Source organism: Streptomyces sp. NPDC101227 (genome assembly GCF_044767545.1).
Classification (GTDB): domain Bacteria; phylum Actinomycetota; class Actinomycetes; order Streptomycetales; family Streptomycetaceae; genus Streptomyces.
This window is the reverse complement of sequence record NZ_JBIWOD010000005.1, coordinates 120,822-134,555: the sequence shown is the minus strand read 5'-3', so window position 1 is coordinate 134,555 and position 13,734 is coordinate 120,822. Positions and strand designations below refer to the sequence as shown.

11 protein-coding genes and 1 tRNA gene are annotated in these 13,734 nt (G+C 70.4%); 8 read left to right on the top strand and 4 right to left on the bottom strand.

The window, feature by feature from the left end:
- The first annotated feature begins 75 nt into the window (after positions 1–75).
- From ACIRPT_RS12970 to ACIRPT_RS12955, 4 genes are all read left to right on the top strand, one after another.
- A complete protein-coding gene (locus ACIRPT_RS12970; protein WP_403826176.1) occupies positions 76–912 on the top strand; it encodes a bifunctional DNA primase/polymerase in 837 nt (278 codons plus the stop codon).
- A gap of 3 nt (positions 913–915) precedes the next feature.
- Positions 916–2,391, top strand: a complete 1,476-nt coding sequence (locus tag ACIRPT_RS12965) for an ATP-binding protein (RefSeq protein ID WP_403826173.1) — start codon at positions 916–918, stop codon at positions 2,389–2,391.
- Positions 2,392–2,868: 477 nt separating this feature from the next.
- Positions 2,869–3,057 (top strand): helix-turn-helix transcriptional regulator, encoded by a 189-nt coding sequence (locus ACIRPT_RS12960; RefSeq protein ID WP_403826170.1) that lies wholly within the window; start codon positions 2,869–2,871, stop codon positions 3,055–3,057.
- 65 nt (positions 3,058–3,122) lie between these two features.
- Positions 3,123–4,535: a tyrosine-type recombinase/integrase gene (locus ACIRPT_RS12955; RefSeq protein WP_403826167.1), complete on the top strand. Its 1,413-nt coding sequence runs from the start codon at positions 3,123–3,125 to the stop codon at positions 4,533–4,535.
- Between the two features lie 148 nt (positions 4,536–4,683).
- Here ACIRPT_RS12955 and ACIRPT_RS12950 read toward each other — a convergent pair.
- Together ACIRPT_RS12950 and ACIRPT_RS12945 are read right to left on the bottom strand one after the other, a co-directional pair.
- Positions 4,684–4,770: transfer RNA gene (locus ACIRPT_RS12950), tRNA-Ser, on the bottom strand.
- A gap of 42 nt (positions 4,771–4,812) precedes the next feature.
- Positions 4,813–6,306, bottom strand: coding sequence for a S1C family serine protease (locus tag ACIRPT_RS12945; protein ID WP_403826164.1), 1,494 nt, complete (start codon positions 6,304–6,306; stop codon positions 4,813–4,815).
- A gap of 394 nt (positions 6,307–6,700) precedes the next feature.
- Between ACIRPT_RS12945 and ACIRPT_RS12940 the strand changes: the two genes are divergently transcribed.
- The 3 genes from ACIRPT_RS12940 (at position 6,701) to ACIRPT_RS12930 (ending at position 9,546) form a co-directional block, all read left to right on the top strand.
- Positions 6,701–7,564: a glycerophosphodiester phosphodiesterase gene (locus ACIRPT_RS12940; RefSeq protein WP_403826161.1), complete on the top strand. Its 864-nt coding sequence runs from the start codon at positions 6,701–6,703 to the stop codon at positions 7,562–7,564.
- 53 nt (positions 7,565–7,617) lie between these two features.
- Positions 7,618–8,286 carry an ATP-binding protein gene (locus ACIRPT_RS12935; protein WP_403499552.1) on the top strand — a complete coding sequence of 223 codons (669 nt, stop codon included), beginning with the start codon at positions 7,618–7,620 and terminating at the stop codon, positions 8,284–8,286.
- A gap of 291 nt (positions 8,287–8,577) precedes the next feature.
- The gene (locus ACIRPT_RS12930) at positions 8,578–9,546 is read left to right on the top strand and encodes a DUF5926 family protein (protein ID WP_403826158.1); all 969 of its coding nucleotides are present in this window, start codon (positions 8,578–8,580) and stop codon (positions 9,544–9,546) included.
- Positions 9,547–9,738: 192 nt separating this feature from the next.
- On the opposite strand, the gene ACIRPT_RS12925 is transcribed toward ACIRPT_RS12930, so the two are convergent.
- Together ACIRPT_RS12925 and ACIRPT_RS12920 are read right to left on the bottom strand one after the other, a co-directional pair.
- The gene (locus ACIRPT_RS12925) at positions 9,739–10,416 is read right to left on the bottom strand and encodes a hypothetical protein (protein ID WP_403826156.1); all 678 of its coding nucleotides are present in this window, start codon (positions 10,414–10,416) and stop codon (positions 9,739–9,741) included.
- Positions 10,417–10,617: 201 nt separating this feature from the next.
- Positions 10,618–11,331, bottom strand: coding sequence for a bifunctional DNA primase/polymerase (locus ACIRPT_RS12920; RefSeq protein ID WP_403826153.1), 714 nt, complete (start codon positions 11,329–11,331; stop codon positions 10,618–10,620).
- Positions 11,332–11,858: 527 nt separating this feature from the next.
- Here ACIRPT_RS12920 and ACIRPT_RS12915 point away from each other — a divergent pair.
- Positions 11,859–13,643 carry a PP2C family protein-serine/threonine phosphatase gene (locus ACIRPT_RS12915; protein ID WP_403826150.1) on the top strand — a complete coding sequence of 595 codons (1,785 nt, stop codon included), beginning with the start codon at positions 11,859–11,861 and terminating at the stop codon, positions 13,641–13,643.
- Positions 13,644–13,734: the final 91 nt, after the last annotated feature.

The following is a 13,734-nucleotide window of genomic DNA, read 5'->3' as shown; positions in this document are numbered from 1 at the left end:
GGGCGAGCCGCGGTTCTTTGGCGAGAAGCGGCCCGCCCTGGTCTCCAGCTCCAGCATGAAGAGGAGACAACCAGCATGACCCAATCCACTGACATTCGGCGAGTAGCCCTGGCCGTAGCGGCCATTGGCACGCCGGTTCTGCCCCTGAGCCGGGGCAAAAGGCCCGTCGCCAACTGCGGTAACTGCACTAAGAGCGCCTGCGGGGATCGTCCGCACATGCTTGCCGCCGGGCCGTGCCGGTGTCCGCGTCCGTGCCACGGCTGGGCCGCCGCCAGCACCGACCCCGGCGTCATCACCTCCACAGCCTGGCTCCCTGCCTGGCGTGCCGCCGCCGCCCTCGCCTACCACCCCGGCGGCGCCGGCCTCACCGTCGTAGACCTCGACGACGACGCGGCCGTCGCCTGGGCCCGCGCCGCGCTGCCGCCGACTCGAACCGTGGCCACCACCCGCGGGGAGCACTGGATCTACTGGGGAACGATGCGTTCGGCGAACGGCGTGCGGCCGGGCGTGGACATCAAGAGCCTCATGGCCTACGCCCGGTGGCTCGGCCCCGGAACCGGCACCATGACCACCCTGCCGGACGCCGTGCGCGCCCTGATCGTCAAGGAGCCGTCGCCGGTCTGGACCGTCAGCGTGCCTGTGCCTGCCGGGGGCGGGCAGTGCCCCCACCGCACGCCCGCCTACCTGGAGCGCGGCATCGCCATGGCCGAGCAGCGCATCACCGAGGCCACCAGCGGCGTGCACGCGGCCGTCTACCGCACGTTCCTCGCCGTGCTGTCCGCCCACGGCCGGTGCGGCTGCCTGGCCGACACCCACGTCGCGCGGTTGTTCGCCGCCGCCCAGACCAAGGGCGAGTCGCCCCGGCACTGCACGGACGCGTGGACCAACGCGCGCAGTGCTCTGGGGATGTGAGCGATGTCCGAGGACGAGAAGACCCCGGCCCGCGAAATCATCACCGACTACGCGCAAGAGCACTTCCGGTACTTCCGCACCGCCGACGGAACCGTCTACGCGCAGAAGAACGGCCACCCCGTGGCCCGCCCCATCCGCTCCCAGGGCACCACGGGCAGCCACCGCCAGGAACTCATGGTCGGTCTCTTCCGCGACGGATACGGCGTGTTCAACGGAACCGCGCTCAAGGAGGCGTTGGACTTGATCGAAGCACTCGCACTGACCGAGGACGTACAGCCCGTCCACATCCGTGTCGCGCCTGGGTTCGACGGGGCGACCTGGCTGGACTTGGGCCGCAGCGACGGGCAGTCGGTCCGTATCCACCCCACCGGCTGGGACATCCTCACCCCCGACCCGCAGGAGGTGTGCTGGCGACGCACCCAGCTCACCGGGGAACTGCCCCTGCCGGCCAAGGACACCGACGGCAAGGGCATCGATCTGCTGCTGAGGCTGTGCAACTTCGCGAGCGCGGAGACCGAGTGCCTGGCCATCGCCTGGCTGATCGGCTGCCTTGGCCCGTCCGTGCCCGTGCCCGCCCCATTTCTCACCGGCCCCCAGGGGGCCGGCAAGTCCACCGGCGGGCGGATGCTCGTGCGGATCATCGAGGGTATGAGTGGCGACCTGCGGCGGGCCCCGAAGGATGAGGAGAACCTGATTGCGGCCGTGGCGGCCGGATGGGTCACGGCCCTGGACAACCTCTCCTACATGACCCCGGACCTGTCGGACGCGATGTGCTGCATCGTCACGGGAGCTGAGAACGTCAAGCGTGCCCTGTACACCGACGGGGACGTGGTCCGCGCCCGCTACCGCCGCCCCGTGCTGCTGACCGGCATCGATGTGGGCGTCATCCGGCCCGACCTCGCGGAGCGGCTCCTGCCCCTGCGGCTGGAACGGCCCAAGGTTCGGCGCACTGAGGCGGAGCTATGGGCGGAGTACGCAGAGGTTCTGCCGGTCGTTCTCGGGTCCTTGCTCGATCTCACCGTCAAGGTCCGTGCGGCTGAGGCGGAGACCCCGACCGATCTGCGGATGGCGGACTTCGCGCACCTGTGCGCGCAGCTTGACGCAGCGACCGGCCTGGGCGCGCTCTCCGCTTACCGGAGGAGCCTGGATGATCTCAACGACGACGTGATCGAGGGTGACTTGCTCGCGCAGACCGTCCTCAGGCACGCCGACAGCCTTGAGGCGGGGGGAGAGCAGCGGATGACCTCCACCGAGTGGCTGCACTGCCTCAATCACCTCTACAGCGGCGACGGTCTGTGCCCCTTGCCCAAGGGCTGGCCGACCACGGGCAAGGTCCTCTCCGACCGGCTCAAGCGCCTCCAGCCGACCCTTGCCGCCCGCGGTGTCCTCATCGACTCGGGCCGCACCAGCGAGGGCCGCTACCTCGAAATGACCCGCCTGCAGGCCCCGCCGCCGCACGAGCCGAAGCGGATGTTCTGATCCGCGCCGGCGATCGGCCGGACAAGCAAGAGGAGCACCACCGCCCAGGCGTGCTCCTCTTGCTGTTCGGCGGAACGCCGCCCGATGGTCGCGCCGCCGGCGGCGGCTCCTTCTTCACGCTTGAAGCGACACCGCACCACAACAGACACCCCCTCTTTTGTCCTAAAGGGGAAGACGCTGCGTCATCTGCGTCATGCAGGCACGGAAACGGCCCCTGACCTGCGGCTACGGCCATGACGCAGACGACGGGCGCTGCGTCATCCTGCGTCATCTGCGTCACCGGATGACGCAAGCCATGACGCGCCGATGACGCACCCCCAAACCACTGCGTCACACAAAACACCAGGTCAGAAGCCCGAATGACGCTGATGACGCAATGACGCAGAAATCCGAACCTCGGACAGGCGCGACGCGTGGCAGCAGCAGCAGCGTTCGCCCTACCCCCAAGAACCGAAGGCAGACAAAGGAGAAATCGCTGTGCCTAGCCCGAAGATGCTCAAGCTCCCCGAAGTACTCGAAGAGCTCGACATGAGTCGCGCCGCCTTCTACCGGATGCGGGCCCGCGGAAAAGCACCCAAGATCATCAAGCTGCCCAACGGCCAACTCCGTGTCCGCCGTGCCGACCTCGACGCCTGGTGGACCGAATGCGAGCGCTCCGCCGCCTGATCTCCTGACACCTTCGAAGGGGCCAGCCATCGGCTGGCCCCTTCTTCATGCCTCCATGGAGCACCGTGCTGACCTACGACGTCGAATTCTGGTCCATCCGTTCCCGCAAGAACCGCCGGAAGCCGTTTGAGCTTCGGTGGCGCGTTGGTTCACGCGCCCACTCCAAGAGTTACAAGACCTCGACCCAAGCTGACGGCCGCCGCTCGGAGTTGCTGACAGCCCTCCGGAAACGCGAGCAGTTCGATGAGGACACGGGATTGCCGTTGGGGGAGCTGGAAGCTCTCAACTGCCCGACCTGGTACGAGCACGCCATCGAGTACACCCTCATGAAGTGGCCGCAGTCAGCAGCGAAGCAGCGGGCGAACATCGCTGAGTCACTCGCCGTCGTCACGCCGGCGCTCGTCTCCACTACCCGTGGGGTTCCTGACCCGAAGCTGATGCGGCACGCTCTGCACTCGTGGGCGTTCCGGGCGGTCCGGACACCCGACGGCGAGTTGGTCAGCCGGAACGCAGCGGAGGCTCCCCCGACAGACGTCGTCATGGCTCTGGCGTGGATCGCGAAGCACTCGTTGAAAATCTCCGATGCGGCTAAGCCCGAGCAGCTACGGAAGGCGCTCGACGCGCTGTCGCTCAGGCTCGACGGTAGGACGGCGGCCGAGACGACGATCCACCGCAAGCGCATGGTCTTGAGCAACGCGATGCGCTTCGCTGTTGAGAGGGGAGCCCTGTCGGCGAACCCCTTGCCGCGCGTCGATTGGGTCGCTCCGCAAACGGAGGACGAAGTCGACTTCCGGTACGTCCCGGCGCCTGATCAGGCGCGTGCGCTGATCAAGGCTGTGGGGACGTATTCGTCGCGGGGCGAACACCTGGAGGCGTTCTTCGGCTGCATTTACTACGCGGCCATGCGCCCTTCCGAAATCGCTGCGCTCAAGCTCTCTGACTGCTCCTTGCCGGAGGTCGGCTGGGGCGAACTGATCCTGGAGGGCAGTCGGCCAGAGGTTGGCTCGGGGTGGACCGATGACGGCAAGTCGTACGAGGTACGGGGCCTGAAGCGCCGTGCCCGCAGCGCTACCAGGACTGTGCCGATCCCCCCTGTGCTCGTGAACATGCTGCGAGCACACGAGGAGCGATACGGAACGGCGGCCGACGGCCGGCTCTTCCGTGCCGCCCAAGGAGGCCGCGTGCGGTCCACCGAGTACTGCGATATCTGGGACGCAGCCCGGAAAGCCGCCCTGACCGAGGGCGAGGCCAAGACTCCGCTCGCCGACGTCCCGTACTCCCTCCGCCATGCGGGCGTCTCCCTCTGGATCAGAGCCGGTGTCGATCCCGTCGAGGTAGCCCATCGCGCCGGACACAGCATCGCCGTTCTGTATCGCTTCTACGCGAAATTGCTGCGCGGCATGCAGGCGCGGGCCAACCAGCTCATTGATCAAGAGCTGGACGGTTCGCGGGAACGACCGGAGGAGGGGCGGGAGTGACCAAGCCGCGGTTCCTGGCCCGCACCTGGCCCGTACGTCCTGGTCAGAAGCGGGATACGGGCGAATCGGGGTGAGACAGAGCGCATGCAGAAGGGGTGCCCCCACAACCGGGGACACCCCTTCTGACCAGCTAAGTCGCTGACCTCGGCGGAGGCTGTGGGATTTGAACCCACGGTGACGTCGCCGCCACGACAGTTTTCAAGACTGTTCCCTTAGGCCGCTCGGGCAAGCCTCCCCGCGGCACCGGTGTGCGGTGTCGCGGGATCAGACTAGCGCGTCACTTGTCGCCCGTGCGCTGGCCCAGGGTGACTTGGGCCGTGTGCTCCTTGCCGCCGCGCAGGTAGGTGAGGGTGACCTGGTCGCCGGGCTTGTGCTGCCAGATCTCGCTGATCAGGGTGGGGCCGCTGTCGATCACGGTGTTGTCGAGTTTGGTGATGGTGTCGCCGGGCCGCAGGCCGGCCTTGTCGGCGGGGCCGTTCGGGGTGACCGAGTCGGAGCCGTTGTTTCCGGTCTGGGCGATGGTGGCGCCGTCGCCGGTGTCCTTCATGCCGACCTGGACGCCTATCTGGGGGTAGATGGGCCGGCCGGTCCTGATCAGGTCCTGCGCCACCCGCTTGGCCTGGTCGATGGGGATGGCGAAGCCCAGGCCGATGCTGCCGGACTGCTGCGATTCGCCGCCCATGCCGCCGCCGTTGCCGGCGGACTGGATGGCGGAGTTGATGCCGATCACGTTGCCGCTGGCGTCCATCAGGGGGCCGCCGGAGTTACCGGGGTTTATCGACGCGTCCGTCTGCAGGGCGCTCATGTACGAGGCGCTGGTGCCGGCGCCGTCGCTGGAGGCCACCGGGCGGTCCTTGGCGCTGATGATGCCGGTGGTGACCGTGCCGGACAGGCCGAACGGGGCGCCGATCGCGATCGTGGCGTCGCCTACCTGGACGTGGGAGGACTTGCCGAGGGGGAGCGGGTTGAGCGGGGCTCCCTCGGCGTGCTTGAGCTTGACCACGGCGACGTCGTAGCCCTGGGCGCGGCCGATGACCTCGGCGTCGTACTTCTTGCCGTTGGAGAACGTCGCGGTGAGCTTGCCGCCGTCGGCCGCGCTGGAGACGACGTGGTTGTTGGTGAGGATGTGGCCCTGCTTGTCGTAGACGAAGCCGGTGCCGGTGCCGCCCTCGCCGGTCGCGCCCTGCGCCTCGATGGTCACCACGCTGGGCAGCGCCTTCTGCGCTATCCCGGAGACCGAGGTGGGCTTGCGGTTCAGCGCCTCGGGGTTGCCGGACGCGGAGACCGTCGTCGAACTCGTGTCATTGCGGTCCGCGGCCCAGAAGCCGATGCCGCCGCCGATGCCGCCGGCGACCAGCGCGGCCACCAGGAGGGCGGCGATCACGCCACCGTTACGCCGCTTGGGGGCCGGGTCGCCCGGCGCGCCCCAGGGAGCGCCGCCACCGCCGCCCCCGTAGGAGCCCCAGCCGCCATCGGGCGAGCCGTGGCCGGCGGTCCCGTACGTGGGGATCTGGGTGGTCTGCTCGGGTTGGGACGGGCCCGGTCCGCCGGGTGCGTGGGACTGCTCCCAGGGGCTGCCACCCGGCCGGCCCCCGGCGGCGGCCGGCTCGAATCCCGGCGGCGGGGGCGCCGCGGGGGGCGCGGCCGGCGCGGGCGGGACGTCCGGAGTCTGGGCGCCGGAGGCGGACGCGCGGGCGCTGTCCGACGCCTGCGGCCCGGTCGGCGGCGTGGCCTCCGACGGGACGTCGGCTCCCTCGTTCTCGGTGCTCACAGATCTCTCCTCAGCTTCACGACTGTGCCGGTCCACGGCCCAGGGGGCCGTGACTTCCCGGGTCGGCGGTCCTCGGTCCGGTGTCCGGCGGTTCCTCTTCGCCCTGGGATGCGGATGCCGCCGGATGCGGCACCCGAGGTCCAGGACCCAGCATCAAGGATGCCGCCGGTACGGGCCATACGGGCGGGTGGTCCGTACGGGACTGCCGGCGGTGCGCGCCGTTCGGAACAGCACGGCACCACATCCAGCTTTTCCCATGGCGCGTCAGGGCACCGTAAGCCGAGGCTGTGACTCTTCCCTCGTTCTTTATGTCGGGCATTTCAGGCGCGTGCGCCGCGTTGCCCACCGCGTACCTCCCGACCGGTCCCGCGGTGGCGGGTGGCACGATAACTCGGTGACCTCTGCACGCCCCGCCAAGGACGCCCGTTCGAGTCCGTCGGCCATTTCCGTCATCGCCCACCGGGGCGCCTCCGAGGACGCTCCGGAGCACACGCTGGCCGCCTACCGCAAGGCGATCGAGGACGGGGCCGACGCCCTGGAGTGCGATGTCCGGCTGACCGCCGACGGTCACCTGGTGTGCGTGCACGACCGGCGGGTGAACCGCACCTCCAACGGGCGGGGCGCGGTCTCCGCCCTGGAGCTGGCCGACCTCGCCAGCCTCGACTTCGGATCCTGGAAGGCCGGCGCGGACGGCCCGGACTCGCTGGACCCCAACGAGGCGCCGGACCGGCAGCACGAAGACCCCGAGCGGACGTCCGTACTGACGCTGGAACGGCTGCTGGAGCTGGTCGCCGACGCGGACCGGCGGGTCGAGCTGGCCATCGAGACCAAACACCCGACGCGCTGGGCCGGACAGGTGGAGGAGCGGCTGGTCGAGCTGCTCGACCGGTTCGGGCATACAAAACCGGCCACGACGGGCGCGTGGACGCCGTCGGTCCGCGTGATGAGTTTTTCCGCGCGCTCGCTGCACCGCGTACGGGCCGCCGCGCCGGACATCCCCGGTGTCTACCTCATGCAATTCCTGACCCCGCGGCTCCGCGACGGCCGGCTGCCGCCCGGCATCGGCATCGCGGGCCCCGGCATCCGGATCCTGCGCGCACACCCGGAGTACGTCGCCAGGGCCCATCGTGCGGGCCACCGCGTCCACGTATGGACCGTTAATGAACCGGCGGATGTCGAGCTGTGCCGCGACCTGGGCGTCGATGCAGTGATTACAAATCGTCCCAAACAGGTACGAACCCAACTCGGCCTTGCCTAAAGCCCTTCACAGGGTGTGCACCGGCGCATTCGACCCGTATTCCGGAGTGTCGAGTGCGTCACTGTATGCCGCTTGGCCGGTTTCCGGTCCAGTCCATTGGGGCATTCAACCCGTGGCGTGGGGCAAAGGAGGTCTCGGGGGTGGCGTTGGTGGTGGCACAAGAGGTGCCGACGTCGTCGATCATGGCCGTACCCCATGGTCCAGCGGGTGTGGGCATGGCCAGGCGGCGCATGCGTGACGAACTGTTGGCAAGTGGAGTTCAGGACACAGTCGTCGATGACGCGGTTCTTATTCTTTCGGAGCTGTTGAGCAATTCGTGTCGGCATGCACGTCCGATATACGAGAACGGCACACCGGTTTACGGAAACGGCGCGTCGCACGGCGCCTCACGGGGTCCGCTGCGGGAGTCCGTACGGGCATCCTGGCGCATCGACGCCGAGGGCCGGCTGACCGTCTCGGTCACGGACGGCGGCGGGCCGACCCGACCGCTTCCGGCCACTCCCTCGGTCACCGCACACGGCGGCCGCGGCCTGGCGATCATCCGGTCGCTCGCCAAGGACTGGGGCGTACGCGACACGGCCGACGGCGAGGTGACGGTCTGGGCGGTGCTGCCGCTCCAGGATTCGTTCGCTACGCGCGTGGATCTGCCGCCGTCCCTCACGGGAGGACTGGGCGGCGGCCTGCCCCCCGGGCTGACCTTCGCGGACTTCGACGAGTCGTAAACCGGCCGACGCTGAACCGCGGCCGGCCGGAGACGGGGGCGGGAGCGGGCCGTTGAGGGACATCCGCGTACGGGACATACGGGTGACGGATGTGCCGGTGAGGGACGTACCGGTCGAGGGACGACTCCCCGGCGGCGGCACAACGACCGCGGCACCCGACGCCCCCAGCGGCGCAAGCGGCGCAATTTCGGTGGCGCTCCTCTAGGCTCGCGCCGAAACGCGTCCGCGCATGTCTCTGCATGACTCCGGGCGCATCCGGACGCCCAGGAACGACCAGGAGACACCGCCGCCATGGCCAAGAAGCGCCGCCCCCAGCCCCAGGCCGCAGCACCGAAGACCAAGGACGGGGAGGTGCCCGTCGTCGGCGCCCGCGAGCCCTGCCCGTGCGGTTCCGGCCGCCGGTACAAAGCGTGTCACGGGCGGCAGGCGGCGCATGCCGTCACCGAGCTGGTGCAGCGCCCGTTCGAGGGCCTGGCCGGCGAGTGCGACTGGGTGGCGCTGCGTGAGCTGGTGCCCGCCGCCACGGTCGAGTTGACGCTCAAGGGCGGGCTGCCCGAGGGGGTTCCGTCGGTGACGCTGGCGACCGTGCTGCCGATGGCGTGGCCCGCGCTGCGCCGCGACAACGGCGCGGTCCTGCTCGGCCTGCAGAACGACACCGCCTCCGGCGACATCAGCCGCGACCTGGCGGACACGCTCCAGCGCGCGCTGGAGGCCGAGCCGGGCAGCCCGGTCGCCGCCGGACGGCCCGCCGCCGACGGTCCCCGGCTCCAGGATCTGCTCGACCCGCACGCCCCGTTCGAGCCGGCCGTCCACACCGGCTTCGAGTTCTGGGTGGAGAACGCCGAGAACGCCACCGGCGAGGTGGCCGCCTCTCTGGAGCGGGCCAACGCCGCGGCCATCCCGACCGCCCGGATCCCCGGCCTGGAGGGCGCCTACTGGTGCGAGGCCCCGGAGAAGAACCATCTGCGCTGGGTCACCGCGCACCCCGAGGAGAAGCTGCTGGACGCGCTGGCCCGGCTGCACGCCGCGGGCACGTCCTCGCTCGGCGAAGGCACCCGGCTGGTCGGCTCGTTCCGTGCCCACGGCCTGGTCGTCCCGGTCTGGGACCTGCCGACCTCGATGGGCGCCGACGAGGTCGCCGCACCGGCCGCGGAATTCGGCGAGCGGCTGACGGCGGCGCTCGCCTCCGACGCCCCGCTGACCCCGGAGGAGCGCCGGGCGCGCGGCGGCCTCACCAACCGGCAGATCACTCTGAGCTGACCGTGGCACCCCGGACGCCTCACGAGTGACACCCGTCACAACTGCCCCTACGCGTCAGTAAATAGGCGTCCGGAAATCCACGATCGAATTTGCGAACCGCCGATCTCTTGTTACGGTTCTAAAAGCCCGGTCGCTGGTGCATCCCCCGTCGCCAGCGACCGGGCGCTTCCATGTCCGGACCCAGGACGGCGCTCAGCTCTTCCGCCGCGGGCCCGAACGCTCATGGCCCGGCGCCGAGTTGGCGCCCGAGCGCAGCAGCAGCCGCGCCCCGGCCGCATCCGAGACCTCCGCCACCGCGTCGTACCGCTGCCGCTTCCGGCCCACGGTCGCCGCGCTCGGCGTCTCACACACCCCCGGCTCGCCCGCCGCCGGCACCTCGCAGTGCACCTGGTCGCTCCGGCCGTCCGGCCGCAGCAGCGTCAGCACGGCCCGCAGCGGGTCGCCGGTGGGATTGCGGTAGTACGTCCGCGCCCACGTCAGCCCCTTCTCGGCGAGCACGCAGGTCTGCGCTTCGATCCCCCGGGGAGAGGCGAGTTCGGGCCCGCAGCGGAAGGTGCGGCCGCCGGAGAGGAGAGGGAGGCCGAGGCCGGCCAGAGGCCCGCGGAAGTTACTCCCGCTACGACCATTTTCGGCCTTGTAGGCGGGTTTTCCGGCCTTGTTGTCGGACGCGGCATCGGGCCCGCTCCCGTGCCCGTTCTCCCGCTTGCTCCCGGGATCGGCCGCGGGCCGGGCACCGGGCCCGGTGAGCGCGTCATCGACCCATGTGGCGGTGTCCGCGGGACCGGCCGTCGCGGCGGCCAGCGGTACGACGACGGCGAGCACGGCCGTACCCGCGAGAGAGATCAGGCGGATTTTCGGCGCACGCTGCATGGGACCCACCTGCGGAGCGATTGAGGTGCCGAGGCGATCGACGGCCGCTACGGCTGGACGGTGCGCCGAACCTATCGGGCCACGAGGGTGTCCCCGCGCTCCCGGACACCCGTTTCCCGTAGTCGGCCGCGCCGCTCGCACCCGTAAGGGTGAATCGCGCGGGCGTTCTTTCCGGCCACCTGCCGGAGGGCCCGCCGCCGCCTAATAGGCGAGCCGGCTGCCGCCGTCCGGTGTGCCGGTGCTCGCTGCCACCAGGGCGTCGACGACCGTGGTCACGGTCGGCAGCCAGGGCCCGGCCGAGGGTGGGGGTCCCCCCTGCTCGAAGCGCGTGGAGAGTTTGGGAGAGGCGGGCGGCCGCTCCCAGCGCACCTTGCCGGCGCCGATCCCCGAAGGCGGAAGCACCACATAGCCTCCCTCGCCATGGAACCGCAGCGAGCTGGGCACCCAGTCCTGGGAGTGCAACAACTCGCCCAACTCCGCGAGGTCATAGGGCGATACGAGCAGCGACCAGCGGGTGGGCGTGGCCACCACCGGGCCGATGCGCACGCCGAAGTGGTCCAGGGCCGTCAGCGCCCGCGCCCCGGCGACGGCCGGCAGGCTCACCGCACACGGCGCGCGGCCGCCGGTGGCCAGCACGACCGGGGCGTCGGGGCGGTTGGCCCACCACCAGCGCACCATCCGCTCGTCGGTCGTGGCCGCCAGCAGCCCGGGGTCGAAGGGGTGCGCGCCGGGCACCACGCAGTCGGGATCGGGACAGCTGCACCTGCGGGCGCCGCGGCCACCGGACCGCAGGCCGACACCCGGGAGTACGGGCCACCGCCACTCGGTGGCGCACTGGAGCGCCGCACCGAGCGCAGCCGACCTTCCACCGCGCCGAAACAGGAGCTTGCGTCGCCTTCCGAGGATCTCGCGCATGAGCGCTCGTTCCTTTCCGTTAACGCCGAGGGCTATGTCCATCGCACTGCATGCCGCGGCACACCTGCTGCTTCACGCATGTTCACGTGCTGCTTCACGCCTGCCGCCGTATGGCGTTCAAACGGCCGGAACCGGGTCATTGCGCCCCGGTCCTGCGACCCGGTCCCGGAAGATCCGGGGCCGATCACGCCACGTGGATCATTTGTCACCGCGTGTACAAGGCAGCGCATCACGCCGTACGTCGAGCGTGGAACGTGGCGGAGGGTGGCGCACGCATGGCGCTTGCGGTTCTGTGGTGCAATCCCGCCACTTGGGAGTGCGTCGCGGTCGTCGCCGTATGAGACGCCCGCGCTCGCTGGAGGGTTCCGGCGCGGGCCCAACTGGCCCCGCACCTTTCCGAGTACGTACCCGCCATCGTGCATATGACGCGCTGTCGATGGCCGTCAGTCGACCTCAAATTGACGCCAGGGGGGCTATTTTTAGGCCAATCTACAGACCTCGTTGACACCACAAACCCCACCGGGACAATGCTGGACATCACATCGCTGGTGCGTGTACATGTGGAGGCATTGATAGCGGAGCAGCATGACATGGGGGTTTGCGATGCTATTGGTGAAATTGAGCGGCCAAAAATACCGCACAGCGTCACTCAACAAAATGCCGCACTCCCTAACATACTGCGGCCTGACCTGGTGTTATGGCGGGCCGGACATGAGCCGTCAGCCATGACTGTCCCTCACGTACCGAAAGTGGCTGGAATCGAACCAGCTCTCCCCGCCCCCGCGCACACTGCCGATCCGCTCACGCCGAAGGCCGCCGCGGACACCTCCTCGGACACCGCCCACGACTCCCCCGAATCCCCCGATTCCCCCCACGGCGTTCCTCCTGACGGCTCGCGTTCCGGCTCCCCGGACGCCTCCCCCGTCGACCGCATCGCCGCCGTTCAGGACCAGCTCGCCGGCTGGATCTCGGACCTCAGCACGCTGCACGACCTCACCGAACAGCTCGCCCGCACCCGCACGTTGAACGAGGCGCTGCACGAACTCCTGCGGGCCGGCGCCTCGCTCGTCGGCGCGCGCCGCGGTCTGGTCGTGCTCGCGCCATCGGACGGGCTCGGCCCGGAGACCACCATCGGCCTCGGGCTCGGACACGCCGACATCGGACACATCGAGACCATCCCCCGCCGCGCCCTGTCGTACGCGCGGATACTGGACGGCCTTCCGGAGCCGGGCGCCGCCGACGACTCCCGCACGGAGAAGGGCGCGGACTCCCGTACGGAGATCTCCGAGCCCGACATCCCCGGCGAGAAGGACCTCGACCCCCGCCTGCGCGAGGTCGCGGCCCGCCTCGGTTACGCCGCCAGTTACGCGGTACCGCTCATCGCCGATCCCGTCGGCAGAACCGGCGCCGCGGTCTGGCTCTACGACGAACCCGCCGTCCCCACCGACCGGCAGCGCCACCTCATCGGCCTCTACCGCGCGCACGCCGCCGAACATCTCGCCCGGCTCCTCGAACTCCACCGCAGCAAACAGGACACCGCGACCCTCCGCGAGGAGCTGCTGCCCAGCCGGCTGCCGAGGGTCCCCGGCGTACGGCTCGCGGTGCGGCACAGCACCGGGCCGCGCGGCGGCGGCGACTGGTACGACGCGCTGTCGCTGCCCGACGGCGCGCTGGGCCTGGCCGTCGGGTCGGTCACCGGCTCCGGACCGAGCGCGGTGGCGGCCATGGGGCGGCTGCGCGCCTCGCTTCGCGCGTATGCGGTCATGGAGGGCGAGGACCCGGTGGCGGTCCTCTCCGACCTCGAGCTGCTGCTGCGGCTGACCGAGCCCGCGCGCAGCGCCACCGCGCTGTTCGCCTTCACCGAGCCGCCGCCCGGCGCACCGGGCGGACCCCCCGCGCCCCCGATGCCGCCCGGTCTCGACGACCCGTTCCCCCGCAAGCTGGTGCTCGCCGGGGCCGGCCACTGCCCGCCGCTGCTGGTCGGCGAGCTGCGGACGGAATTCGTGGAGACGACGCTGTCCGCGCCGCTGGGCATGCTCGCCTGCTGGGAAGCGCCGAGCGTGGAGATCGAACTCGCGCCCGGCGAGACCCTGCTCCTCTACAGCGACGGGCTGCTGCATCGCACCGGAGAGGCCATGGACCGGGCATTCGCCCGGCTGCACGCCGCCGCGGCGAGCGTCCCGAGGACGAGCCGTCATGATCCGGAGGCGATCGTCGATCACATCGTGCGCACGATGCTGCCGCAGGGCGGGCTGGACGATCCGGCGTCGGAGGAGGATGTGGTGCTGATGGCGGCGCGCTTCGAGGAGTAAGCCCGCGGGGCGCCCCGAAGCGGCTGCCGGCGGGCCTCAGCCCGGTCTCCGCCCCGTTTCCGCCCGGGTCTCCGCCGGGTGCCTGGTAGGT

What these genes read in the sequence shown, in the direction of transcription:
- ACIRPT_RS12930 (WP_403826158.1), top strand. Translation starts at nt 8,578, where the DNA reads ATGGCCAAGAAGCGCCGCCCCCAGCCCCAGGCCGCAGCACCGAAGACC.
- ACIRPT_RS12915 (WP_403826150.1), top strand. Translation starts at nt 11,859, where the DNA reads ATGCTGGACATCACATCGCTGGTGCGTGTACATGTGGAGGCATTGATA.
- ACIRPT_RS12965 (WP_403826173.1), top strand. Translation starts at nt 916, where the DNA reads ATGTCCGAGGACGAGAAGACCCCGGCCCGCGAAATCATCACCGACTAC.
- ACIRPT_RS12970 (WP_403826176.1), top strand. Translation starts at nt 76, where the DNA reads ATGACCCAATCCACTGACATTCGGCGAGTAGCCCTGGCCGTAGCGGCC.
- ACIRPT_RS12925 (WP_403826156.1), bottom strand. Translation starts at nt 10,416, where the DNA reads ATGCAGCGTGCGCCGAAAATCCGCCTGATCTCTCTCGCGGGTACGGCC.
- ACIRPT_RS12920 (WP_403826153.1), bottom strand. Translation starts at nt 11,331, where the DNA reads ATGCGCGAGATCCTCGGAAGGCGACGCAAGCTCCTGTTTCGGCGCGGT.